We start from the raw sequence: 23,248 nt of genomic DNA, 5'->3' as shown, positions 1-23,248 counted from the left end.
CAGCGTAGGTCGGCGGCTCTGAGCAGACAATGCGCATTCCGCAGGCATCATCACGATGCTTTCGATCATTTGCCTGGGTAGAATCCTAGGTGAGAAATGCAATCTTGATCAACGCTAGGCCGACGGAGGATTCGTCCATTGGGAATGCGCATTGTTTCCGTCGCAATGGCCGCGCCTCCCTGCATACAGACTGCGGATGACTTGGCCCCGCTCATTGGCCGCAGTGCTGAGTGGATCAGGGAAAGCACCGGCGTGGCGTGTCGCCGCATTGCAGCCGACGATGTTTCGCCTTCGCAACTTGCAGCCGAAGCCGCCCGCAAAGCATTGGCTTCGACAGGTGCCCCGGACTTGATTTTGTATGCTGGCGCCCTCGCACAACAAATCGTGCCCGACACGGCTGCGTTCGTGCAGCGTGAATTGGGCCTCGTACGCGTTCCCTGCTTCACCGTCAATCAGACGTGTTTGTCGTTTATTGTTGCCCTGCAAGTTGCCAATGGATTGCTGCAAGCGGGAACCTATCGGCGAATTCTTATTTGCACGGGCGAGCTTGCCACGCGAGGCAGAAGCTTCGAGGAAGCCGAGGCGGCAGCGCTCTTAGGAGACGGCGGCGCTGCGGCCGTTGTCGAGCTATGCGACGACTCGGGCAGCGATTTGATCTACTCGCAGCTGGAAACCTGGTCCGATGGACTCGACCTTTGTGCCGTTCGAGCGGGGAATCATCCGCGGCCACGGCTCGAAACTTCGTACGACGACCTATTCTGCTTTCATATGTCAGGCCCGCGCTTGTATCGCTTCGTTCGTCCGCGGTTAAAGAGCTTTCTCACAACATTTCTCGAGAGTGCCGGTTCGAGTATCGACGAAGTGAAAGCAATCGTTCCGCACCAGGCATCAGGACCGGGATTGCGATTGCTGGAGCAGTTTGGTTTTACAACCAATCGCATTGTGAACATCATCGCGGACTACGGAAATTGTGCTGCCGCTTCCATCCCAATGGCGCTGGCCGTCGCCACTGAGGCTGGCCGAATCGAGCGCGGTGATGTGGTGCTATTGGTCGGAACCGCCGCCGGCGTTTCGATCGGAGCCGCATTGCTCCGATGGTAGATCCTAGAGTCGTCGAAGCGGTTTGCGAGTTACTGCGCGATCGCCAGCTGCGCATTTTGATCACTGGCGGCACGGGTTTTGTGGGTTCGCGCGTGGCCACTGTCCTCGCCGAAGCCGGTCAACAAGTGACAGTGACTGGACGCAACTTCTATCGCCTGGGACGCGCCCGCCATCCGAAGGCTACTTTTGTTGCGTCGGATCTGTGCGATCAACCTGCCATCGAACGGCTGTGCCAGGATCATGATGTCGTGATTCACGCGGCTGCCCTGGCGGCGATTTGGGGGGATGCCAAAGCGTTCGAAGCGATCAACGTCAAAGGCACGCAGATCGTCGCCGATGCATGCCGACAGCGGCCTGGCACTCGCTTGGTGCATGTTTCGTCCACGGCGATTCATTTTGATTTCATTGACAAGCTACTGATGGAAGAAGACGCCACTCTGCCGAAGCGTTTTGCCAACGAGTATGCAAGAAGCAAGGCAGACGCCGAGGAAGTAATTCGCCGCGCGGTCGCGGCTGGGGTGAACGCCGTTACCATCCGAGCCCGCGCGGTCTTCGGCCCGGGAGACAACAGTCTGCTGCCACGTTTACTGTTGGCGGCAAGCAAGGGGCGGTTGCCACAGATCGGCGATGGCAAGAATTTGGTCGATCTGACTTATATCGACAATCTCGCTTACGCCCTCTGTCTCGCGATTGTGCGGGGTGAGCCTGGCGATGTTTGCACGGTTACCAACGAGTCGCCGGTTCAGCTTTGGCCGACTCTCCAACACATTTTTCAACACTTGAAAATGCCGGCCACGCGCCGCAAAGTCTCCTACAAAATGGCCCTGACGATCGCCAATGTGGCGACGTTGTGGCATCGTGTTCGCCGGCGTCGTGGCGAACCTGTGCTAACCACCTACAGCGTGGGGCTGCTCGCGAAGAGCCAGACATTTTCCCCCACCGCCGCACAGAAGGTGCTGGGCTATCGCGCGATCGTGTCGATGGAGGAGGGGCGACAGCGAACACTGGAATCGTTGACCGCCCGAGATGAGTCCGCGAGCATTTGTTCGGTTGATTTGAAGCTATTTACGACCGGCTACACACCTCAGCCGCACTACCTGGCGGAGCGTGGCAAGGGAAAAAACATCATCCCCTTTCACGCCACCTGCGCGCTGATTACGCATCCACAGTTCGGACACTTTCTGTTCGACACGGGATACGCACCGCGATTCCGTACGGCGACCGCGCGATTTCCTTACAGCATCTACGGCCGGCTGAGCCCTGTCGTTTGCAGTGACTCGCTCACGATTCGAGCACAGCTGCAGGAGCTGGGGATCGACTCCCGCGACATCCGCGGAATCATCCTTTCGCACTATCACGCCGATCATGTGGCCGGGCTACGTGATTTTCCCAGCAGCGACTTTATGTCGTCGCAGGCCGCTTGGAGCGATGTCGCTGGTCGACGTAGTTTCGCCGCTTTGCGAAGAGGCTTTTTGCCGTCGTTGCTTCCCGATGATTTCGCAAAGCGACTGCATACGATCGAATATTTTCATGATCCAGGGTTTGGGCCATTCACACACACTCACGATTTGTTTGGCGATGGAAGTGTCAGACTCATCCAACTTCCCGGACACGCGCGCGGGCACATCGGAGCCATCGTGCAGCACGGCCCCACAAAGCGCATGCTGCTGGCGGCCGATGCCACTTGGACCCTCGGCTCGCTGCGAGCGAATGCCTTGCCACACTGGAAGACCTTCAGCTTCGTCGATTCCGTCGCTGACATGCGGGCGTCGCTGAATCAACTGCATGAATTGTCCCAGCAGCATCCTGCCATCGAAATCGTCCCGACCCACTGCCCAGAAATCGCCGATCGTTATTCGTTCGACAGCATCGTGAATGCGCACATGCCTGGGAGCGCCGATTAATGCGTATTCTCCTTACGGGAGCTCGGGCACCTGTAACACTGGATCTGGTCCGGCATTTCCATCAGGCCGGGCATGAAGTCTTTCTGGCGGACAGCGTCCGCCTGCCGCTGGCTCGGTTCAGTCGGTTTGCAAAACGCACGTTCGTGGTCGCTAAACCGGCTCTAGAGCCCACCAAGTTTGTTGAGGACTTGGCCAGCATCGCAGACAGTCAAAAAGTCGACCTGGTCATTCCGACGTGCGAAGAGATTTTTTACATCGCTGCGAAATTGCACCTCTTCCCGTCCGTCGTGACCGTTTTTTCCGAACCGCTGTCGCGGCTCGAGGCACTTCATAACAAGTGGACGTTCGCCAGTTTGGTGAAGAGCAGTTCTTCCGCGATTCAACCACCCGAAACACATCTCGCAGCAAGTCCGGCCGATTTAGAACCTTGGATTACTCGGCAGGACTTGGTGGACTGGGTCTTCAAGCCGGTCTATTCGCGGTTTGCCGCGCGAACGCTCGTGGGGCCGCAGCCGGAAATCGTTTCGGCACTGCGACCGAGCGCTGCCGATCCCTGGGTCATCCAGCGGCGGATTCGCGGCCGGGAGTTTTCAACCTACAGCGTGGCCCACAACGGCGTCTTGCGCGCGCATGCTTGTTACTATTCCAAGTACCAGGTGGGGATTGGTTCCGGGATCTACTTCATGGCGGTCGATGATGAACGCATCCGCTCGTTTGTCCAAGAGTTTGTTGCGAGTCAGCAATTCACGGGACAGCTCGGCTTCGACTTGATGCAGGCCGAGGACGGCAAGCTCTACGTACTGGAATGCAATCCGCGGGCAACCAGCGGACTGCACTTGTTGCGATCACTACCACTCGCTGAAGCGTTCCTTCATCCCATCGGGTCACTATTGGAGCCTCAATCGCCTCCGCCCTCGATGCTCGCGGCCATCGTACTTCTCTTCTCACTCCCCCAAGCTATCGCCAGGGGAAAATTGCGAGCGCTGGTCAAGGACATGCGAGAAGCCAGGGACGTGATGTTTGCTAGAAATGATCTCGGCCCGAGTCTTCTTTCCCCGATCTCGCTGCTGGAGGTGATGGCGACCGCGCTTTGCCGCAGGAAGCCGCTCACGAGGGCTGCCACCTTTGACATCGAATGGAATGGGGAACCCCTCTGATGGCCGGCGCCGTCACGTTGATTGACGAGTTTTCGCAGGTCGCCCCGGAGAAATTGCCGGGCAGCAGCCACGATGCGGACTGGATTGAGCTGCTGACGTCTCGCCCCGCCAACACATTGGTTCGCAACTTGGAAACTCGTTGGGCCGTGTTGCGCATTGACGATGCTTTGTTGCCGGTCACGATCAACGAACTGGAGTACGACAATTCCTACGTCTGTTCTCCGTACGGCGCTTGTGTGATTTATCCGCAGACCGAGGTGAAGAAAGTTGACAACGTCCTCGTGCGGGGCCTCGTGCGCTGCCTGACCTTTTCGCTCGCACCCCTGCTGCGAGCCGCGCAGATTAATCGGATTGTTTGCGTCAACAACTGGTTGCTGTCGACGAATCTTTATCCGCCGTTCGACTGCGGACATATTTCCGATCTGACGCAGATGCTCGCAGAACGCTTTCCAAGTCACGCGATCACCTGGCGATCATTGAATGAGGTCACCAATCCCGTCCTGCTGCAAAGACTCGTGGCCGACGGCTACCTACTCGTTCCCAGCCGGCAGGTCTATTTCTTTGACGGCGACGATGGAAGCTTTCTTCGGAAACGCAACAATGTTTGGGATCGCAAGCGGCTGCTCAACTCCGGACTGCAAATCGTCAGTCACGACGAGTTGCAGGCAAGTGATGCGCCGCAGATCGAACAGTTGTATCGCTGGCTGTACGTCGATAAGTACTCTCCGCAGAACCCTCAGTTCACGGTAGCGCTCATCGACGAGTTCCGTGCGCGTCATCTGCTCACGATGTGGGGACTGCGCGATTCAGCGGGAGAGTTGGTCGGCGTCGCTGGAGCATTCGAGCGCAACGGCGTGATGACCGTTCCGCTGGTCGGGTACGATACATCCTTGCCGCAAAACTTGGGGCTCTATCGCAGTTTGATGTCAATCGTTCTCCACGAAGCGGTTCGGCGAAAAGTGAAATTGAATTTAAGCAGCGGAGCGGCGCACTTCAAACGCTTGCGCGGCGGCGAGCCGTGCATCGAATACACGGCCGTGTTTTGCCGGCATCTTTCCACAACCAGCCATTGGGCGTGGAGGTCGCTAGCCGCCCTGATGCAGAAGGTGGGAGTTCCGATCCTGCGAAAGTACCAACTATGACCACATTGGCCGACCGCCTTGGCCAGCATTGGCTTGTCTGCTGCGAAGCAGCGCAGCTCGGCAGAAAGCCCTTGTCGGTGAACGTGCTGGGCACTCCGCTGGTTGTCTTTCGTTCGTCGGCGGGCGTCGTCGTCGCCGAAGATGGCTGTCCGCATCGCAACGCGCCCTTGTCACTCGGCGTGGTCGAGCGTGGTGAACTCACCTGCCCATACCATGGCTGGCGTTTTGGAGAAGAAGGGCGATGCGTGGCAGCGCCCGGAATTTGTGCGGCTCCACCAGACGTTACTCTCCGATGTTGGCGAGCTCACGAGTTCGACGGGTGGATCTGGATCGCCGCACCTGCGGTGAATACAGCCCGAAGGATGTATCGTTCGACGCTGGCAGAAAAAGCAGGTTACGAGAGCTTCAACATGACGGCAGCGCTTGAATCAAAGCTGCCAGACGCCATCGAAAACCTGCTCGACGCGACGCACACTCCCTTCGTGCATGCTGGCCTCGTTCGCAGCGCCAGGGCGAAGCAATCAATCACAGCCGTAGTGCGCAGATCGGATGATCTGGTCGAAGCAGAGTACCGCGGAGAGAAGCGGCAACATGGTTTGATCTCGCGCCTCTTCGAGGCGGAACGTGAGGTGAGCTTCGGCAGGTTTATTCCCCCATTTACTGCCGAGCTCGAGTATCGATCATCGACGAGAACGGAATTGCTCGTCGTTTCCTATTTCACTCCGGCGGACGCGGGCAAGACCAATGTGTTCGTGAAGGTCTACTTGCCAAAGGGGCGACTTCCCTCCTGGCTGCGACTGGCAGTCGCCAGATTTGTCTTCAGCCGAGTGCTAAAGCAAGACAGCGAAATACTCACCAGCCAAAGTCGGAACATCGTGCGGTTCGGAAAGCAGTCATATACTTTTTGGCAGGCCGACCTGCTAAGACCATGGATCGATGCGTGGCTGCGAGACGGTGAGTTCCCCGCGCAAGCCGCTGGTCCCGAGACCGTATGCTTTGAGCTGTAGGTCGAATGCTGGCAATCATACAAGGAGTTGCAGATGCCGATGGTGACCACGTTAACGCGGACTGTTGTAGTGCTGATCGCCCTGACGGCTTCGCTGGCGAGTGGAGCACAGAACGAACCTGCAAGAGAGCCAGAAAAGGTCGCGACGGATCGCGCTCGGACGGAAGCAATTCACGATCAACTGCGAGCCGTACGCGAAGAGTTTCTCGCCGCATTTGGCAAGCAAGATTTCGATGCTCTCGTGGCGTTGCTCGACGAAAATGTTGTGTTGACAGCGCAGGATGGTAAGGAACTGAAATCCATCCGCAACAAGCAAGGTGTGCGCGAATATCTTGATCGCATGCTGGTTGGTCCCAATCGCGGCATCCAGAGCATGACGATCGCGCCGACCGTTGACGAACTGTCGGTCTTGCACAACGGCGACACGGCGATCGCGACGGGAAGTTCGCTCGACCACTACAAACTGAGCGATGGCAATGAGTTCGACCTGAAGACGCGCTGGAGTGTGACGCTGGTCGACAAGAACGGCAAATGGTTGATCGCCAATCTGCACGTTTCGACCAACCTGTTCGATAACCCCGTGAATTCGGCAATCTCGCGTACTGCCACTTGGGCCGCCGCTGGGGCTGGAGTAGTGCCCTGCTGGTAGGTTTTTGCGGCGGAGTGCTCCTATACCGGAATCGCTCACGATAACGGTCCACCGGGTACTCAATCGCTGCGATGAATGCCAACGATGTCATGCATTAACGGAATTAAGCCATCCAGATTCAAATGCTTCGGTCCGACACACGTCCGACACGCCGAAGGCGTATTGCTCGCGCTCTCGGTCAGCATAGAACGGACCGACGAAGCTGCTAACCAGATTTCGGACGAGAACAGAGAAAGCTCGTGGGGGAGTGTCGCCATCCCGGTCAGGATATCTAAAAAGAAGCGTCGCTGTCCCGGCCACCAAATCGGTGACCGGGACGTGGAGAACAGGGTGCTAATACGGCCATTTGCGACACGGATCGCGATAGGGGCATCCAGGGCAGTTCATCATTGATGGGGCGGGGTAGAAATGCTCTGACTCGATGGCGTGCCAGATCCGCTCCATGACACGCTTGGTTCGGTCGAGTTGCAACCGATCGAAGGGGAAACTGTGTGTGTCGATGCTCACTTCCCTGGTCTTGGTCAACACACCGAACTGCAGCCTGATCTGTTTGCCTGGTGCGAAGTCTTTGGCCAGTTCGCCGTAGAGCAATAGCTGGGCAGCAGAGTCTTCCACCTGATCCTGACTGTACTTTGCTCTCGATGTCTTCCAATCCGTCACGACAAGCTCGTTCTTCGTTTCCCAGATCAGATCAACGCGGCCCAGCACTTCCGGCAGCCCAGGAATGATCTCCCCTCGCAGCGATTCTTCGATGCCTAGAATTCTGCCGTTTGGCTGAGCTAAATCGCTCTGTGAAAACGCTATCAGCATTCTGGTTGCTAGATCGTCGAACGAGTTTACCTGTTCGTCCTTGGCAAACCGGATAGGCAGTGAATGGTCGGACCAACTGTCTCTGTATGCGGCAAACAGTTCTTCGTGCGAAGGTGACTCACTACGTTCGAGCAAACGCTGAAAGTGCAGCTCGATGGCCTTGTGAACTGCACCGCAAAGACGAACGTCGCTGAGATGGTCGTTTCGGGGATGCCAGCGATGTAGCGAAAGAAGTATCGCAGCGGACACTGTTGGTACGCTTTGATCGCCGAGTACGAGATGTAGTCTCTGGGTGGCGGCGGACTGGATTGCGTGGCGTGCAGGGGCGGTGCCCGGGTTTGTGCCGTTTCAAAGAGAAGTGCGGTCATGAGTTAGCTGTGCCTTCCGCTGTTGCTGGGGGTTGCATTCAAATCATCAATGGCGGCACTGGCTTCGGCGACAGTTAGTTCAGATGCCATCCGCAGGCCATGCTTCTCCATGAGCCAGCGCTCTAGATCGAGCTGCAGCCGGTTGCTGATTGCATCCAGTGCCTTGAGTTGGCTCGCAGTAGCTTTACGGCCGTTGCTGCGACGTGGGCTGCTGCTGTTGCTGCTTCCATTTGAATGCCCGTGTTCGGCACCGTTGCTCCGACGCTGACCGTGGGCAGGCTTGCCATTCGCTGGAAGCGGTTGGGCAGCCGCTCCTACTGACTGATGGCGATGCAGTTCATCTTGAACAGCCTGTTTGCAAGCGACATACGCGTTCTTGACTTGGCGATGGAACGCTTCGAGGTCGGTGTTGAGCAACGACGCATCGGCTTCGTACTCGACGTGGCAGGATGCCCCGAGACTGCCGTAGTCAGGCAGCCCGACTTTCTTACTGAGGCCGACATTTATTTTGAGCGGCATGAATTGCTCCTTCAGTGGTCAGATGTGGTGAGGTTGAAAACTCCAGATGTCTAAAGTTTGATGCGGTTACCGAACCCAGACAAAATGTCCAAGTTCAGAGCCACACCAAGTTCCAGACGCCGGGAATATCGGTGCCTAAGCGACGGCTTGCAGCTCTTTGAGCGAAGCCAAGGCCAGCTTGAGCGACCTCTGGCCCCGCTTCTCGGCTTTGATCGTGCGGATCAACTCCTTGCTGCTGTTCAGAGCAGCACGTAGTTGGTCGCGAAGGGCGATCGCCTGCTCCAGCGACCCCGGAGCCTTGCTGTTGCTACTGGTTCGCTTGCGGCGGCGGATCACTTGCTCGGCTGGGACAGATGTGACCGGAGCAGTTGCTGGCGAAGTTGCGGGGATAGTTGGTGTTGAGGCAATCCGATTCACGTGGGGAACCTTTCGTGTGGTTGGGGGCGGTGAGTTTGTACGCGTGGCAAACGGAGACTCGATGCGAAGACAATCGTCGTTGGGTTTGATCGCTTCCTTCGGATCGAGCAGCATCCAGAGGTAGGTGCGTGTGGCGTCTGTCGCCAACGCCGGCGATGCATCGTTGGGCAAATGGAAATCGGTGAATCCCATCTCTGCAGCACGAGCCAGGAACTTGCGATCTGTACAGATGCGGACGTCGTCGCCCTGCTTGTTGGAGTTCCGCAGAATCATTTCTGCCGGTCGGGGACTGCTTGCCGAGGCTGCCCGTAGAATTACATGGCCGTTGAGATCCAGCGTCAGCTCTCGATGCGTGTCACCGTTCGGCAGCCGGTGCATGTTGTCGGTCAGGAACTGAGCATCAGTGGGTGACAATTGCAGCGTGCACTTGGCGTAGTGCGTAGGGGGGATGATCTGTTCAACATTGGGAAACCGACCTTCCTTCTGTACGCCGAGCCAGTAGGTCCAGGGGCCAACCTGAAATACGACATTCGTGACGCCTTTGTCGTCCTGTAACTGACCGACCCGTACAGGCTGGTCACTGGGCAGCTCTTTGCAACTGAATAGCTTCGTTTGCTGGAGCAGCACCTCTGCCTCGAAGCCGAACGTAAAACCCGACTGACGTAGAAGCTGTCGGCCATCAGTAGCGGCAATCACGCCGTCTGGCCGGAGCTGAATGCAGTTGAGGGCATATCGAACACTGCCGACATCAGTTGTCTCGTAAGCATTGCGAAGTGCAGTGAGCAGCTCAGGCGAGTTGTCAGCAAACTGTGCAGGCAATTCAGGAAACGCGGGAGCATCGGGTACAGGCTCCAGTTCGTCGTATTCCATTTCACGGCACACGCCCTTGTCGTCCCAACTGGCAGCGAGCACGCCTTGTCGGGGCCTGGTCAGGAACACAGGCACTGACTTTGGACCTTGCACGTCTTCGAGCAAGTTGAGCGGGATGAGCATCAGATCACGATCTTGCGAACGCGGATCGTGGAAACGCACGGCGTGATTCGGTGCCCGAGCTTCTATAAACAGGCCCTCGTCGCCGCTCCGAACGGTTAGGACAGGCGTTGGCTTGCTCCGGTTGAGTGCCTTCTTCATCACGGTAAGGAGCTGCTTTGCAAGCAGGCGGGTAATTTGGATCAAGGTATCGAACTCCAAAGGGAATGAGGCGAAAGACAACCGGGCGGCAGCCAGAAGCCACCGCCCATGAATAACCAGTACACGCCAGCTACGCCGCGTTACGACGTTGCTGTCGTTCCAGGGCGTCCCAATCAACCACGCTCGGCAACGCATAGTCGTCCGCGTCATCGGGCTGGAACACGCTGAGCGACGTGGCGACGCTGAAGCCACGGCGACGAATGGTGCCTACAGATTCACCGGTGGCATCGGCAACGGCTTGGTTCAATTCTGCTTGAGTCATGGGACAACTTTCCTTGTTAAACAATGAGGACTTGAAGAAAGAACAACGAACAAACAGGGGCAAGAAACAAAAAAAGCCGCAACGCCCGATGAAGGGCGAAACGGCCGTGGACGAGGACAAACCAACAAATGTTGGCTGGTTAAGAAGCGGGTTAAAGCAACAAATGTTGCCTGGGCATCACGCAGCTAGGTCAGATGCTGCTCTAGCCATACGACTTCAGCAGCCAGTGCTTCGCTGCGAAGGCCAAAGGGACCGAGTACGGGTCCAGCGACTGGCGAAAGGTCTGCCAGCCAGTTTCCAGCAGCATCTGGCTCAACATGAGACGCCCGCTGGATCGATACGGTGCCCAGCTCTTGAAGTGGGATCTCTTCGCTGTAGATGCAGCGAATCTGGCCAGCTGGTGAGATATGCAGGTGCATCGTAAAAACGCTCCTGCTATTTACGACGGAGGATGTTGCGACGCGGTTTGTCGACCAGCAGCCCTTCGACTTGGCTTTGCACACCGGCGAGTTGCCCGGCAATACGTTGTCGCAGGTTCTGGTTGTCACGCAGTTCCTGCGGCTTTACGTTCCGCACGATCCGTTGCGCATTCTCGACCAGAGAGTCCAGCTCAGCGTTGGATCGCACGTTGAGCTGTTTGAAGCGGCCGAAGAACTCGACCAGGTTCACGACTGCCGAGTCACGGAAGATCTTCTCCTTGCCTTCGTCGCCGCCAGAGAGCCGCTCAGTCAGATGCGATACCAACTTGCTGAACTCTTCGGTGAAGGCTTGTTCAGCAAGAGCGACCGCTTCATCGAACCTGGCAGTAACACGTCGCGATTCTTCTTCGAACAAGGCTGGCGAGAGCTGCTGCAGATACGCTGGGGGCTCCACGTTCGGGTATTCCCAGGCCACCGTGAACAGACCGTCGAGTGTGGCGGGATAATCCGACGCACTGAACAAGCTACCCAGCCGCTGGCGAGCTGCAGCCTTGAGGTCAGCATAGTGCTCATCTAGCACCGACACTGCTTCCTCCATCTCCTGCTTGAGACTGGCCAGCTTGATGTCGAACATCTGAATCTCATCACGCCGAATGAGCCGGATGCCGGGCTCCGGGTAGGGAACCGTCATCGCCCGCCAGTATTGCTGGATACCGGAGCGGACCGACGTGACTGATTTGAAGGCCGAGTGAGAAGTATCGATCAGCTTCTTACCAGCGGACAGAAACGATCCCTCGGCCCCAAACGTGTCGGCCGCTTGGGCCTTCTGTTCGGTGTTCAGCGACTTGCGAACTCCAAACCAGGTGAATGCGATCCGGACGGCCGCCATCGTCGCCCGCAACCGCTGCGAGGCAGACTGCGTGTTGGCCATGCGGGGTTCATCAAGAAGTGTAGGCATGTAGGTCTCCAGAGATCAAAGAAGGATGTTGATTAGGCTCGGCAGGCTGTCCGTGCGCGGTGGGGCCGGGCCCACCAGATGCCCCATAGGTCTGGGGCGGGCTTTCGCACGGCAAATCATGGGCTGAAAGCCCTCATCAGACGGCCCCGCCCCAGTCCTCGGCGCGAAGGTGGCTGTACATTCGGAGCGAAATTTCTGCTGTCCACCAAGGAAAATTGCGATTCCTTAAGAGGATGTCTATTTTGACTGGGGCATCTGGGGCAGCATCGATTTAATCGCAAGAAAATCGCTGAAATTGCCGTATGGAATGCTGCCCCACTCTCCGCCCCAGCAACCCTGTTTTTGCCCCATCTGCCCCAGGTCTAGCAATGGGCTGTTTCAGCATTGGTTCCCTGAACTTCCAAACACATCGGTTGCTGCAAAGAAGATCAGTTCAGAGGGGGGCAGGCGGAACAGAACTCCCTTCCGAAAGAGGGCCAGAAAGTGCCGCTTACGCCTCCTGGTATTTGGACGATTTGTCTGCCGTCAGTCCGACGATTCCAAAGGGCGGCAGAGGCGGTACCTCCGCTGGCAGATGTGCGTCCAGCAGATCAATGGATGAAGCGATCATGTTTTGCGCTGCCGAAATCTGGCCGCCGCTAAGTTGGTCACGCAAATGGCGCAGGCTCGTTGCGAGTGCCCGGAGCGGACCGACCTCGCAGATGACTTCGTCGCCATTGGTGAGGTACTCTTGGCGGCCCGACTCGGGGCGAAAGTAGAGCGTGGTGCTGGCGATCTCGTACTTGGCGTCATGGTGCCGATCGAAAGGAATCTCCTGCTCGATCAGAAACTGTTCGAGCGCTGCGAATTGTCCCCAGGAGGCCTCATCGGCAAACAACTGGATATGCTGTTGTTCGGGCTGTCGTGCAGACAACAAGTCTTCCGCAGTCTGCGGCAAGAACTGATTGCCACCCCACTCTAGCGTAAGATCTTCCTGGGAGATCAGCGTGCAGAGCTGCGGAACCAGCTCGGCTAACACGCAGCCACCAAGCGTGATGTGAGCTGAAATCATTTCGGGCATGTTTCTGTTCCCGTGAAGCTGGGGGCCGCGAATCTCGAAGCTGCGATCCATTGGAGTAAACCGGATGGGAACCAGCCAACCCCAGTTTGTTCGGGGGACGAATTGACAGCCCCACATGTTGACGGGTTCAGTTCTGCGACGCATCAGAACGCGCGACCCGGCGACGGGAGCCGGCTTGAGCAGCCGGCTTCTGATAGATGCCGGGCTGCTCAGCAGAAAGACACCTACCGCTGGCCCAGGTTCTGAGCTTGTCGACCGATTCAGCCGCAGTGACTGCAATGGGCACGACATTCTGGGCAGCTTGTACGAGCGGCAGATCGAGTAACGCTGCCAAACGGCAACAGGCACGGACCTCGGCACCTGTCCAGTTCGTATCATCCGGCAACTTCTGGCGGGCATCGAGTTCGTACTGCTGCAAATAAAGCTGCCAGATCGCCTGCCGATCATCTTTGCCGGGTAGATCCAGAAAGAACACGCCGTCGAAGCGTTCAGCTCTTGTTAGCTCGGGCGGCAAGTGATCGATGCGATTCGCCGACGCAACCACAAACACGTCTGTCTCTTTGTCACTGAGATAACTCAGCAATGTGCCGAACAGTCTGGTTGAAACACCGCTGTCCCCGGCGCCATTAACGCCGCTCAACGACTTGTCACATTCGTCAAGAAAAAGCACGCACGGCGCCATCGCGTCTGCGATCTTCAGTGCTTGGCGAATGTTAGATTCCGTTTGTCCCACAAGGCCGCCCATTAAAGCGCCCACGTCCAATACCAACGTGGGCCGGCCGGTTTCTTTGCCGAGGCACTTGGCGAACTGCGATTTGCCGGTGCCAGGGACTCCTAGCAAGAGAATGCCCCGCGGCCGCTTGTGGGGATTGTTGCGTGCAGGCTGCAGCATCGCCCGCTTGCAGAAGGACTTTAGCGCAGTCAGACCGCCGAGGCTGGTAAAATCCTGTTCGCTTTGATGCAGCGACACGAGACCGCTTTTCTTCATCATCTGTGATTTCAGGCCCCAGAGCGTCTCGGGCGTAATCTGCGCGTGCCGTACCAACGAAAGACTGAAGGCGTTCTCGGCTTCGTAGCGGGTTAGACCGGCTGCGGCGTCAATGACGCGTTCCAGTTCGAGGGCACTTGGCAATTCACCCTCTTCGGTGGCCACACCCCGTGCAATTTCGGCCAGTTGCTCGCGATCGGGTAGCGAGTGCTCCACCACCACGAACAATTTGTCGAGCTCGATGGGGATCTGAACGACCGGGGAGAGAATGACCACAAAAGTCCGTAGCTGCTTACCGGCTGTGACTTGCCTGGCCAACGCTTGCACGATCTCGGCCGACTGCAGGAAGCGATGGAAATTCTTGAGCACGAGAATCCCGGTGCCGTCGGTCGACGCGAGCGTGCCGGCCGAACGGACTGCGGCTAGAGGATCAACAAGATTCCCGCTCGCTTCCTCGACTTGCACTTGGCCGGGGCTGTGTAAGCCTTGCTCTAGATCCCAAGCTCGTAGTTGCCAATTCTCTTGCCGACAGAGCCTGGTGATATCTGCCAAGGCATCGTCGTGTTCATGGCTTTCGATCCAGATGCCGGTGAAGCAAGCCTGGATCAATTCGGATAGCCGTTGCGTAAGCATGGAAGTCTTTCTTTGTTCGAGTAATGAAAATGACTCCGGACAAATTGTCGGGAGCCTTCGTTGGTCGCAGAATGCAACGCGGGCAGAGGTGCTAGAGAAGTCAGCTCCGCAGAAAAACCGAGCATCGCTGGCCCTGGAAGAGGGGGTTCAGGTCACGCTGGACCCCTACCGGATAGCTTTCTACTCATTTGGGGGTTCCGGCGTCGGTTAGGCGCCCAAAATCGAAAATGGACCGTCTCGAAGGCCGCAGAAATCTCAGCCGCCTGTCGCGCAAGCCCGGCCCCGAAAGCTCGCGGGAAAAAGCCACACCAGCCTTCTGCTGATCGCTTAGCCGTTCTCCTCAATTGGCTCCCGACTTAGTTGCTGCGTGGTTGTGATGCGTCGCTTCTGCGTAGAACTCGGGCGTAAGCCTTTCCTCAAGCTTCGTACCCAACGCCTGTTCCAGAAAGAGGCTGGCTTGGCGACAGGCTGTGCCCGTAAAGCCTCGGGTTTCCAAATGTGTTTCCCCGGCCGGCGAGATGATCACCTCGATGAGCTTGGTCAAGCCACACCTCCTGCTACTTGAATGGTAAGTTTGATCGAGCCGTCGGTTAAAGACTGCTCTTGGACGCTATAGCCTTGGCGACGGGCTTCGAGCTTGGCTTTTTCAACGGCATAGCCCTGCAAGAAGCGGTCAAGTTCTTGTTGCTTGCCCCAGTGTCCGTTGAACGTGTCGACTTGCACCCGACCACTGTCAAGCTGACAGACTGCCGGATAGCGCCAGCCGGGCAACTGCACGGCTAAGCCGGTCACGGAGGTGTTGAACAGGAGTGAAGTCCCTTCGACTGGAGCTGGCAGCTTGAGCCGCGAGCAAGCAGCGCGGACAGCATTGCCGTCACGCACCTGCGTTTGAATCTGGACAATATGCGACATGGAGACCTTTCGTGGTGAAGATGGTGAGAGCTGCGGTGGGGCTAGAACGGTGGAGGCTGCAGATCCGCAGGTGGCAAGGGAGTCTCGGGGAGCTCGGGCTCCAGCAACAAAGGAGGGCGGTTTGCTTTGCGATCTTGAACGAACTCTTGGATGAGGACTTGAATCTCCTCTTCGTTCGTCGTTTCTCGCCAAAGACCGCTCAATGCGATGGCAGCGATCACCAAGGGTGACAACGCTGCCAATAGCATCCCCAGCGCGGTTAGGCCGCTACCGAGCAATGACTCCCTCAAGCGAGCCTGGGCGAGTTCACGTCGCTCGGCCTCTAGGCGATTCCGCTGCACAGCAATGGCTGCTTGATCGTGCCGCAGAGCGTGCTGTAGGCCGATCATCTCACGACGGGCTTGAGCGTCGGCCGTGACAAGTTGCCGGCTACCCTGGGCAACGGTCTCCGAGGACTTAGCCATCCGTACATTTTGAGCTGCCTGCTCATGCGTTACCTGCTGAGCCAGGTCAGCCAGGCGTTCATCTCGGCTGCACCCGACGAGAGCGCAGCCTGCGGCGATGCCGATCACGAGAACTTGTCGTTTCATGCGTGCTTGTTCTCCTTTGAAGAAGGAACCTTCCCAGCAGTCTGCGGGTGGCCCTGAGCAGTCGGACCTGCCAGACAAGGGCTACCACCAAAGCTGCCAAGGCCAGTGAAAAACAAACGACCAATGTGGTAAGCTGCAAGCGCACCTCCTTTCATGAGTGGCGGGGTAAGATAGTGCCTCTGACCGAAAGCTTGCTGATTGGAAAATGAGCAATAACTCGAATAGAATTCGCTGACCCGTCTTCCGGCTTTGCCCGCCAGCCAACGCGGACTGTAGTAAGGATGCCGTCTGATGCCAGCACGAACTAGTTTTTGCCCTAGAAGCTTGCCGCGCCGAGGGTTCTTGCAGGCGGGTTCGTTGCTGATGGGTGGGCTCTGTCTTGGCGATCTATTGCGATTGCGGGCCCAGGCGGCAACGGCTGGTAAAACGCCGAAGGATACGTCGGTGATTCTGGTGTGGCTCGAAGGAGGAATGAGCCAATTGGAAACATTCGATATGAAGCCAGAGGCACCGGCCGAATATCGCGGCGAGCTCCAACCGATTTCCACGGTCGTACCAGGACTCGACATCTGCGAATTGTTGCCGCTGCATGCACGAATCGCCGACAAGTTCAACCTAATCCGCTCGATCAGGCACGATGTTGCCGATCACCCAGGCGCAGCTGGTCGCTTCCTTACCGGACGTCGCCCCCTGAACATTAGTGATCCGGTTTCCAAGTTCCCCACTATTGAATCACTCGTGGCAAAAGCCCGCGAGGATCGCACCGTGGGTGTACCCAACTACATTTCGAATACCCGGGCGCTCAAAGGGGGCGGCAGTGCATACTTGGGGCACAACTGTGAGCCGTTCGTGGTCGACCGAGATCCGAATGACCCCAATTTCAAAATCGAGAACCTCTCGCTCGATCCTGCTTATGCTGGTCGGCTCGAAGATCGCTTGACATTGCTGCGGGGCTTCGATCGGATGCGAAGTGGACTCGATAACGCAGGCGCGATGCGATTTGGCGACAAATTCGACCGCCAGGCGATCAGCTTGCTCACCAGTAACAAAGCCGCCCGCGCCTTCGATGTTTCACAAGAGCCAGATGCCATTCGCAATCGCTATGGCCGCAACGAATGGGGGCAGCGGGCGCTTCTCGCACGCCGATTAGTCGAGGCTGGCTGCAGCTTCGTCACTGTGGAACTGCGCGAACTATCCACCGTTAAGCCACGGATATTCACTTGGGACGATCATGGCGACGGCGGCAGTTCGATATTCAAAAACATGCAAACAAGGTTGCCGGTTTACGACCAGGCGGTGAGCGCGCTTATCGAAGACGTTTACCAACGTGGGCTAGAGGATAACGTAATGATCGTCGTTGCCGGAGAGTTTGGTCGCACACCCAAGCTGGTGTTTCGTCCTAGCTCGACCCATGTTGGGCGCGATCACTGGCCCGAGAGCATGTCGCTTCTGGTGGCTGGTGGCGGAATGCAAACTGGCCAGGTGATTGGCTCGACTACGAACCGTTCAGAGATGCCGAAAGATCGTCCGCTCGATCCCAACGACCTACTAGCCAGCATCTACAAGTTCCTCGGGATCGACATGGCAACCGCCTATCCCGATTACCGCGGCCGCCCAATGCCGATTTTGCCCTACGGCAATCCGATTCCGGAACTCGAAGCAGTTACCTAGGACCAGCCCTGCTGTGGAGCCGCTTGCCACTAAGTGTAGAGCCGATAGGGGCAGCGAGTGTTAGGTCAGCACTGAAATCGAGCACAAGGAGCAGAGGAACGAGAGGCTCTGCTAGCTACGCTCCGGGAGCATGTTATTCTGACGCAGTAATGGCGAAAATTCAGGTAAAGCTTGGGCGACAAAAGCTTCCACGGGACTGGCAGGACGATCAGTGTTGCGGAGCGGTCGCACGACAAAGTGATTGCTGTTGCGAAGGTGATGCCGCCGCGGGTCTTGTACCTATCCCGGTTAAGTGCTGCATTACCGGCAATGGATGAACAAGCACCTGGAGCGGCCAACCGCGACATCTCCGAGCTCAGAGAAATATGAATCTGCCTACATCTATGGCGACCAAGACTTGGCGATGCGGCTTTTCACTTCAATTCGCACGTCGGGGATCACTAGGCGCATCGCTTCTCTGAGGATCTTGCAAATCTTTTTGCGCTGCAGCTCGACGTCGGAATCGGCGTCGACTTCGACGAGAAACTCGTCATGCACAAAGTTCCGTACCAGATAGCCCTGACGCAAGAGATTCCACAGGGCAAACTTTGCTCCATCAGCTGCCAAGCCCTGAAATGGGGTGTTGCGACTGGCACAGTAATCCACCTCCGATCGCAGCCTGCCTGTGCATGTGAAGACAGCGTTCGCGTTTTGGGAATCAAACCGATATTCACGGACCTCCGGGAACAGCTCTAGCCATCTTTGCCGCCACTCAGTCGCCTGGTTCTCCGTTAAGGTCACGTCGTAAGTCTTAGCAGCGTATTTGCACAGCGTGGCCGTCGACATGCCGCCGGGCACCCCAAAGTTGATTGGCTTCACCTTCTGCCGTTCGGCGTCATTGACTGCTTCCGTGGGCTTGCCCAACAGCCGCCCTGCGACGAATCGGTGAATGTCAACGCCTCGGTTGAACAGCTCGGCCAGACTGGATTGAGAACCTCCCGCCAAGGTCACTTGTGCCAGGGCCGCAAGCTCTATTGCTACGTAATCCGCGATCACGAAGAGCTTTCCAGGAGGGGCAGATATGCAGGACCGAACCCGCGGGTCGCGCGGCAGGCTTTGAGCCGGGATGTCGCCACTTGCGGATGATCTTCCCGTGACCAACAGAGGGTCGAACGTGGTATGCACGGTCGGCTTGTCCATCTTCCCCATAACTTGGATGAGCCTCGAAACTTTCGATTCCTGCAGATACGCATCCACGAATGGCTCCCGTAATCCCAGCGACTTCAGATCGTCTTCACGCAAGGAGATGTCGCCCCCACTGTCGGGTTGTGCGAGGTCCGGATGGTGGGCGTACGCATGTTGCAGCAGGTCCCTGAGGAGTTGCTCTGACCCAGACTCGCGGGGAACATAGCCTTCGTCTGCGAGTTGGCCGAGTAGCGTTGCTTGCTCAGAACGAAGGGCCGCCAAGTTCTTTTGAACTTGAGCTACGTCGATCGGCAGACCGGCTGCCGATATTTGCTGGAGAGCGATTGCGCCGCGGATCTGAATGTGATGAGTTTGCGGGCCCCAGTGAGCAATTTGGTCCTTGATCCAACGCCGGCCTTGAAATCGAAATGCTTCGTCAGCTTGTCGCAACCGGCAAGCAATATCGCGTTGCACGATTTTGTAGGTGGCGAGTATCTTGGTCGACTCCTCTTTCAGCCATGCAATCAGGTCTCCCAACGACCGCACTGCAGATCTCGGTGCCGCGCTGAGGACTCGAAGAAGTTCGGGAAGGGAGTGTTCGGCATCGGACTTACCGACCTTGCATAGCATTCGCAATCGCCATAAAAGGCTCAAATCCCAAACACGATTTCGATCGACGAGTGCGTAGACGTCGTCGCCCGCCCGACGGACAACTTTGTCAAGCTGTTCTAGCAAAGAAACGGAGTCAAACATTACCCAGTCGCATTGGGCGTGCTGCCTTACGAACGGCGTCAAGTGATCACTACGAACAGTCACCGTGTTTTCGCCATCGGTGGCGCATGCAAGCAGAAACATAGAGCGTTTACGCGGTGAGCAGAACCGAGGCGGAAGCGGAATTCCGTGAAACACGAAAGTGTCATGGACGACTTGGCCATCCGATGGGTGCCAGGTGGGTATCGAAGTGCTTGCTTTCATCTTCATCAGTCGCACCATGAGAAACGAATCTAACGAGGCAATCCTGTGGGGTACGTTGGCGGTTTATTGACCGTTAGGTCAATGCCGAGCTTCCTCAATGGCTTTCCGAGGGCTTCTGCCACGCATGCCCAAGCTTCTTCCCGACTGCACTCACCGGGATCCTTGCGTGCTTTAGGAGGCAACGCAACGACACACTTTGGGATCGAGATGCCGCTTTTCCGAGCAGCACTGAGAAACGGCTGAATATTGGCGGTAGTCACTTCGATCGCGTCTGCGTCCGAGAAGAATACGACGGCTCTGTCTCGTGCATGAGTCAGAATTGCCCGCTCCTGAGCCAGCCCCAACTTGCCCTTCCGGCCGAAGATGGCGACGGCATTGGTACCCAGCCGCCAAACATCAGTAATTCCCTCGCAGATCACAATTGGTCCGCTAACCGCTGCAGCCCAAGTGAGGCCATACACTGCTGCCGCGGCAGAAAATCCTGTCGCCGTTAGGTACTTTGGCGTGGATCCTGCGATCAGCTCATCATCGATCAGCCTGGCCTGCCAACCTGCAACTATGGTTTTCTGGCTGACCTTGCCGTCATCGGGAAAGTCAAAGATTGGGATGACGAGTCGTTCGTCGCGGATGCCTGAGCCGAAGCAAGATTCGCAGTAGTACACTCGCCAGCGTTCCCATAACTCGCGAGGATCAAAGTTGCGGCCCTCGACATAGTCACGGACATTGTCGGGCACGGCTCGCCCAACGATCGGCACCAGATTCGTCGGTAAGTGGAAAGTTTTGCGGGGTGCCGTGCTCTGTTTTGGGCCATTAGGACCTGAAACTACCTGGAAGGATCTGTTGCTACCGCGAATGTCAAACCACAACTTATCTCGGTTTCTCCGTGAGTCACTTGTGTCTGCGCCAAAACAGTCTTCATTGAAGCACTTGAGCAGGTTAGTCTGCGCCTGTCTCGATCTTGGGGCGGTCGTTCCGTAAAGGTAGTGAATTGACAGGCGACCAAACTGGTCACCGCAAACCGGGCAGTCAACGGCGTAATGTTCGACATTTTGTCCATCGGGACTTCTTAAGGAAGGTGCTTTCGGTCGCCCGCCGCGATTCCAGTCCGGGACGGTCTGTGTTGCGCAGGCTATTCCTTCGTTGCTTATTCGAACATGGCCAAATAGTTCGACTAGGCGACTGTGGAGTCTTGGGTTGAGCATAGTTGCCTCGAAGTTTCCTGTGACTTTGAATTGCACGTCCCTGCGTCCAAGCCGGGAGACGGTTGCTGCTGTTACCGAAAGAAAAATATTTATCTGTGGTAACCGGGATATTTCTTTTTCTACTCTCTTAATTTGCAAGACAGTGAGGACGTGTGGACGTACGGTGATAAGCCCTTACGGCAGCTACACTTCGGGCGTCCACGCAGCGTCCCGGACATCTAGTCCCGTCGGACGTGATCGACGTACTGGATTCCTGGGAGCACACGTTGCCGTGGGCCTTTACTGCCTGGCCGCTTCGTGGACATCCCGGTTTTTTCTTCGACCCGATGTGCGAACTCAGAGCTATTCACTGCACGGCGGCCATTATCGAGGCAGTAGTGCACGTAATGGCGATAAAGCTCTTTCAATCCAATCGCAGCCAGTTTGTTGATTTGGCAATGTTCGTCGAAGAACTGAACGAACGGATCATTGTCTACTCGGAAGGATGCCTCGACGCGGGCGCAAACGCTGCACTCAGCGAAGCGGCGCGCTCTCACAAGTGATGCGAGTGCCCGAAAGAGCCGATTGGCTATGCCTGGTAGCTCCTGCGCAAGTTTCGCATCGAGCAGCTTGTCAGCCTTTTTTTCGGGGAACGATTCTTGGAATGGAATGATCATCAGCTTACGCGCAGTTCCTTCGGTTCGATCATTGATTGCCGGCAAATGGTTCGTCGCGAAGATGAGCTTGGCGTTTGAGTAAATTGTTTCGGGGTCTTGCCCCTTGCGCTCGAACTGCAATGGATCCCCAGACACCAACTGCTTAAACGTTCCTTCTTCGAACCGCTCAACCCGGCTCATGTCGTTGGAAATGTTTGCCAGCTTCCCGACGAGTTGCGCGGGCCGGAACCGATTGCCGAGGTCCTGGAGAGCAACGTGAGAGACGTTCGTTGCGCCTATCAACTTAGTGAACACATTCAGCGCAGTTGACTTGCCATTTGCGCCGTTACCAATCAGCACCGCCGCTTTTTCCAGGCGAAGTGCTGGTGGTGAGAGCACCCAGGCGATGAACTGCTCTAACCGTTGGATGCGCCGGTCGCCATCGTCTCGCGCCGGCAGCACTTGGTTTATGAACTGATCATAGACCGGGCACTTGGCCTCCGGGTGATATTCAAAGCCAAGCTGAATCGGCGAGAAGTGACGCGGCGTAAAGCCGTAAAGAACGGGACTCTCCGACTCGCCTACCAGAATCGGGCGTAGATCTAGCAGGCCATTCGCACAGGCTATGTACGGCGACACTTCTGCAGCTGAGTCGCGACTGATTAAGATTGAGTCGCATTCCGGAAGGTCATCCAGAATGCAAAGAGCTTGCAAGTTAAGCAGCACATCGCGGACTAAGGGTTTTGTGATTTTCACTGCGCTGGTGTCGCTTTGCAGCTTTTGAACTAGGTCGCATTCAACTGCTTCGTCGGTCACCTCCCGATATATCTGTCCGTTATATCGAAGCCATTTTCCATTGCGCCGTCGCAGCCACGGAACGTCCTCATCATCAGAGTCTTCGGCTTCCCGCAGAGCTGCTAGATAACCTCTGGCGAAGGTCTGTGGACTGTTATCACCGCCGGAACCGTTGTCAACGATAAACGTCAGATTCCGAAGCCGGTCACGAAACCACGATAGATTCGGGGCCTTGAGACCTTGGTCCTTGTACGTCTGGCGAGCAACGTTGATCGCCTCTTCGTGTTGCGCCGGTTCGAGCAACGCGATAGCTTCGCAGATCGCCTCGCGAATTGCGGTCTTCTCGACAAAGCCTTCATATGACTGGACGTATTCAAGGACGGCATCGAAGACTGTCCGCCGGATCGAAACATTACCCTCTACGGTGATGATCCCGACGCCTGACGATTGGATGGCGGTGAACGCCCGAATTCGGAAGTCGCGTGACCACTTCTGCAACGCGCTGATGGTCACAGTGACCTCGCTGGCATCAAGCTTTGCAAGCTGTGCGGCTAGCTCATCGGCTTGGTCCGCCGAGTACGGCGCAAGCCAGCGACCGCTGGGATTGATGCGTACGCCCGGCAGGATTAGCTGCTTCCGCGGTTGATTGGGATTGGCACGATGTTTCGATCTCGATAAAATCGACATATTGAATCCTTGAGATGTCGATCCGCGCCTGCT

At 56.8% G+C, this 23,248-nt stretch carries 21 protein-coding genes and 1 pseudogene; 7 read left to right on the top strand and 15 right to left on the bottom strand.

The window, feature by feature from the left end; all coding sequences use genetic code 11:
- The first annotated feature begins 144 nt into the window (after positions 1–144).
- Genes NA78x_RS16900 through NA78x_RS16875 form a run of 6 tightly spaced genes read left to right on the top strand, consistent with a single transcriptional unit; the run spans position 145 to position 6,959 of the window.
- Positions 145–1,101 (top strand): 3-oxoacyl-ACP synthase III family protein, encoded by a 957-nt coding sequence (locus NA78x_RS16900; protein ID WP_425613544.1) that lies wholly within the window; start codon positions 145–147, stop codon positions 1,099–1,101.
- Positions 1,095–3,005: an NAD-dependent epimerase/dehydratase family protein gene (locus tag NA78x_RS16895; protein ID WP_425613543.1), complete on the top strand. Its 1,911-nt coding sequence runs from the start codon at positions 1,095–1,097 to the stop codon at positions 3,003–3,005. The genes NA78x_RS16900 and NA78x_RS16895 overlap by 7 nt, the downstream gene beginning before the upstream one ends.
- Complete coding sequence (locus tag NA78x_RS16890; RefSeq protein WP_425613542.1) at positions 3,005–4,162, top strand: ATP-grasp domain-containing protein; 1,158 nt, start codon at positions 3,005–3,007, stop codon at positions 4,160–4,162. Before NA78x_RS16895 ends, NA78x_RS16890 begins: the two co-directional genes overlap by 1 nt.
- Entirely contained in the window at positions 4,162–5,304 is a 1,143-nt protein-coding gene (locus NA78x_RS16885) for a GNAT family N-acetyltransferase (RefSeq protein ID WP_425613541.1), read from the top strand. The genes NA78x_RS16890 and NA78x_RS16885 overlap by 1 nt, the downstream gene beginning before the upstream one ends.
- Entirely contained in the window at positions 5,301–6,311 is a 1,011-nt protein-coding gene (locus tag NA78x_RS16880; RefSeq protein WP_425613540.1) for a Rieske 2Fe-2S domain-containing protein, read from the top strand. Before NA78x_RS16885 ends, NA78x_RS16880 begins: the two co-directional genes overlap by 4 nt.
- Positions 6,312–6,344: 33 nt before the next feature.
- Positions 6,345–6,959 (top strand): YybH family protein, encoded by a 615-nt coding sequence (locus tag NA78x_RS16875; RefSeq protein ID WP_425613539.1) that lies wholly within the window; start codon positions 6,345–6,347, stop codon positions 6,957–6,959.
- 333 nt (positions 6,960–7,292) lie between these two features.
- On the opposite strand, the gene NA78x_RS16870 is transcribed toward NA78x_RS16875, so the two are convergent.
- The 12 genes and pseudogenes from NA78x_RS16870 to NA78x_RS16815 all read right to left on the bottom strand — a co-directional run bounded on the left by NA78x_RS16870 (position 7,293) and on the right by NA78x_RS16815 (position 16,086).
- Positions 7,293–8,018 carry a RecB family exonuclease gene (locus NA78x_RS16870; RefSeq protein ID WP_425613538.1) on the bottom strand — a complete coding sequence of 242 codons (726 nt, stop codon included), beginning with the start codon at positions 8,016–8,018 and terminating at the stop codon, positions 7,293–7,295.
- Positions 7,985–8,137 (bottom strand): annotated as a pseudogene (locus NA78x_RS16865) (hypothetical protein); the annotation flags it as partial. The gene NA78x_RS16870 and the pseudogene NA78x_RS16865, both read right to left, overlap by 34 nt.
- Positions 8,138–8,140: 3 nt before the next feature.
- Positions 8,141–8,656 carry a hypothetical protein gene (locus tag NA78x_RS16860; RefSeq protein ID WP_425613537.1) on the bottom strand — a complete coding sequence of 172 codons (516 nt, stop codon included), beginning with the start codon at positions 8,654–8,656 and terminating at the stop codon, positions 8,141–8,143.
- A 135-nt stretch (positions 8,657–8,791) separates the two neighbouring features.
- Positions 8,792–10,105, bottom strand: a complete 1,314-nt coding sequence (locus tag NA78x_RS16855) for a hypothetical protein (protein WP_425613536.1) — start codon at positions 10,103–10,105, stop codon at positions 8,792–8,794.
- Between the two features lie 229 nt (positions 10,106–10,334).
- Positions 10,335–10,526, bottom strand: coding sequence for a hypothetical protein (locus NA78x_RS16850; RefSeq protein WP_425613535.1), 192 nt, complete (start codon positions 10,524–10,526; stop codon positions 10,335–10,337).
- Between the two features lie 185 nt (positions 10,527–10,711).
- Entirely contained in the window at positions 10,712–10,945 is a 234-nt protein-coding gene (locus tag NA78x_RS16845) for a hypothetical protein (protein ID WP_425613534.1), read from the bottom strand.
- 16 nt (positions 10,946–10,961) lie between these two features.
- The gene (locus NA78x_RS16840; RefSeq protein ID WP_425613533.1) at positions 10,962–11,903 is read right to left on the bottom strand and encodes a hypothetical protein; all 942 of its coding nucleotides are present in this window, start codon (positions 11,901–11,903) and stop codon (positions 10,962–10,964) included.
- Positions 11,904–12,393: 490 nt separating this feature from the next.
- Positions 12,394–12,963: a hypothetical protein gene (locus NA78x_RS16835; protein WP_425613532.1), complete on the bottom strand. Its 570-nt coding sequence runs from the start codon at positions 12,961–12,963 to the stop codon at positions 12,394–12,396.
- A 127-nt stretch (positions 12,964–13,090) separates the two neighbouring features.
- A complete protein-coding gene (locus NA78x_RS16830) occupies positions 13,091–14,584 on the bottom strand; it encodes an AAA family ATPase (protein ID WP_425613531.1) in 1,494 nt (497 codons plus the stop codon).
- 340 nt (positions 14,585–14,924) lie between these two features.
- Positions 14,925–15,128: a DUF2997 domain-containing protein gene (locus NA78x_RS16825; RefSeq protein WP_425613530.1), complete on the bottom strand. Its 204-nt coding sequence runs from the start codon at positions 15,126–15,128 to the stop codon at positions 14,925–14,927.
- Complete coding sequence (locus tag NA78x_RS16820; RefSeq protein ID WP_425613529.1) at positions 15,125–15,496, bottom strand: DUF1257 domain-containing protein; 372 nt, start codon at positions 15,494–15,496, stop codon at positions 15,125–15,127. The genes NA78x_RS16825 and NA78x_RS16820 overlap by 4 nt, the downstream gene beginning before the upstream one ends.
- A 41-nt stretch (positions 15,497–15,537) precedes the next feature.
- Positions 15,538–16,086, bottom strand: coding sequence for a hypothetical protein (locus tag NA78x_RS16815; protein ID WP_425613528.1), 549 nt, complete (start codon positions 16,084–16,086; stop codon positions 15,538–15,540).
- Positions 16,087–16,449: 363 nt separating this feature from the next.
- Between NA78x_RS16815 and NA78x_RS16810 the strand changes: the two genes are divergently transcribed.
- Complete coding sequence (locus NA78x_RS16810; protein WP_425613527.1) at positions 16,450–17,757, top strand: DUF1501 domain-containing protein; 1,308 nt, start codon at positions 16,450–16,452, stop codon at positions 17,755–17,757.
- A 381-nt stretch (positions 17,758–18,138) separates the two neighbouring features.
- Here the strand turns inward: NA78x_RS16810 and NA78x_RS16805 are convergent, their stop codons facing one another.
- From NA78x_RS16805 to NA78x_RS16795, 3 genes are all read right to left on the bottom strand, one after another.
- Positions 18,139–19,776, bottom strand: coding sequence for a DNA polymerase (locus NA78x_RS16805; RefSeq protein WP_425613526.1), 1,638 nt, complete (start codon positions 19,774–19,776; stop codon positions 18,139–18,141).
- Positions 19,777–19,925: 149 nt separating this feature from the next.
- A complete protein-coding gene (locus NA78x_RS16800) occupies positions 19,926–20,630 on the bottom strand; it encodes a hypothetical protein (protein WP_425613525.1) in 705 nt (234 codons plus the stop codon).
- Between the two features lie 686 nt (positions 20,631–21,316).
- On the bottom strand, positions 21,317–23,215 hold the full coding sequence (locus NA78x_RS16795; RefSeq protein ID WP_425613524.1) for a DNA primase family protein: 1,899 nt from the start codon (positions 23,213–23,215) through the stop codon (positions 21,317–21,319).
- Positions 23,216–23,248: the final 33 nt, after the last annotated feature.

It is taken from the genome of Anatilimnocola aquadivae, assembly GCF_049819085.1.
In the GTDB taxonomy this organism is placed as follows: Bacteria; Planctomycetota; Planctomycetia; order Pirellulales; family Pirellulaceae; genus Anatilimnocola.
Note: the sequence above shows the minus strand (reverse complement) of the source record. Positions and strands in the feature narration are given on the sequence as shown.

Coding starts and splice junctions, on each gene's coding strand:
- NA78x_RS16900 (WP_425613544.1), top strand. CDS start 145: ATGCGCATTGTTTCCGTCGCAATGGCCGCGCCTCCCTGCATACAGACT.
- NA78x_RS16895 (WP_425613543.1), top strand. CDS start 1,095: ATGGTAGATCCTAGAGTCGTCGAAGCGGTTTGCGAGTTACTGCGCGAT.
- NA78x_RS16890 (WP_425613542.1), top strand. CDS start 3,005: ATGCGTATTCTCCTTACGGGAGCTCGGGCACCTGTAACACTGGATCTG.
- NA78x_RS16885 (WP_425613541.1), top strand. CDS start 4,162: ATGGCCGGCGCCGTCACGTTGATTGACGAGTTTTCGCAGGTCGCCCCG.
- NA78x_RS16880 (WP_425613540.1), top strand. CDS start 5,301: ATGACCACATTGGCCGACCGCCTTGGCCAGCATTGGCTTGTCTGCTGC.
- NA78x_RS16875 (WP_425613539.1), top strand. CDS start 6,345: ATGCCGATGGTGACCACGTTAACGCGGACTGTTGTAGTGCTGATCGCC.
- NA78x_RS16860 (WP_425613537.1), bottom strand. CDS start 8,656: ATGCCGCTCAAAATAAATGTCGGCCTCAGTAAGAAAGTCGGGCTGCCT.
- NA78x_RS16850 (WP_425613535.1), bottom strand. CDS start 10,526: ATGACTCAAGCAGAATTGAACCAAGCCGTTGCCGATGCCACCGGTGAA.
- NA78x_RS16845 (WP_425613534.1), bottom strand. CDS start 10,945: ATGCACCTGCATATCTCACCAGCTGGCCAGATTCGCTGCATCTACAGC.
- NA78x_RS16840 (WP_425613533.1), bottom strand. CDS start 11,903: ATGCCTACACTTCTTGATGAACCCCGCATGGCCAACACGCAGTCTGCC.
- NA78x_RS16835 (WP_425613532.1), bottom strand. CDS start 12,963: ATGCCCGAAATGATTTCAGCTCACATCACGCTTGGTGGCTGCGTGTTA.
- NA78x_RS16830 (WP_425613531.1), bottom strand. CDS start 14,584: ATGCTTACGCAACGGCTATCCGAATTGATCCAGGCTTGCTTCACCGGC.
- NA78x_RS16820 (WP_425613529.1), bottom strand. CDS start 15,496: ATGTCGCATATTGTCCAGATTCAAACGCAGGTGCGTGACGGCAATGCT.
- NA78x_RS16815 (WP_425613528.1), bottom strand. CDS start 16,086: ATGAAACGACAAGTTCTCGTGATCGGCATCGCCGCAGGCTGCGCTCTC.
- NA78x_RS16810 (WP_425613527.1), top strand. CDS start 16,450: ATGGGTGGGCTCTGTCTTGGCGATCTATTGCGATTGCGGGCCCAGGCG.
- NA78x_RS16805 (WP_425613526.1), bottom strand. CDS start 19,776: ATGTTTCTGCTTGCATGCGCCACCGATGGCGAAAACACGGTGACTGTT.
- NA78x_RS16795 (WP_425613524.1), bottom strand. CDS start 23,215: ATGTCGATTTTATCGAGATCGAAACATCGTGCCAATCCCAATCAACCG.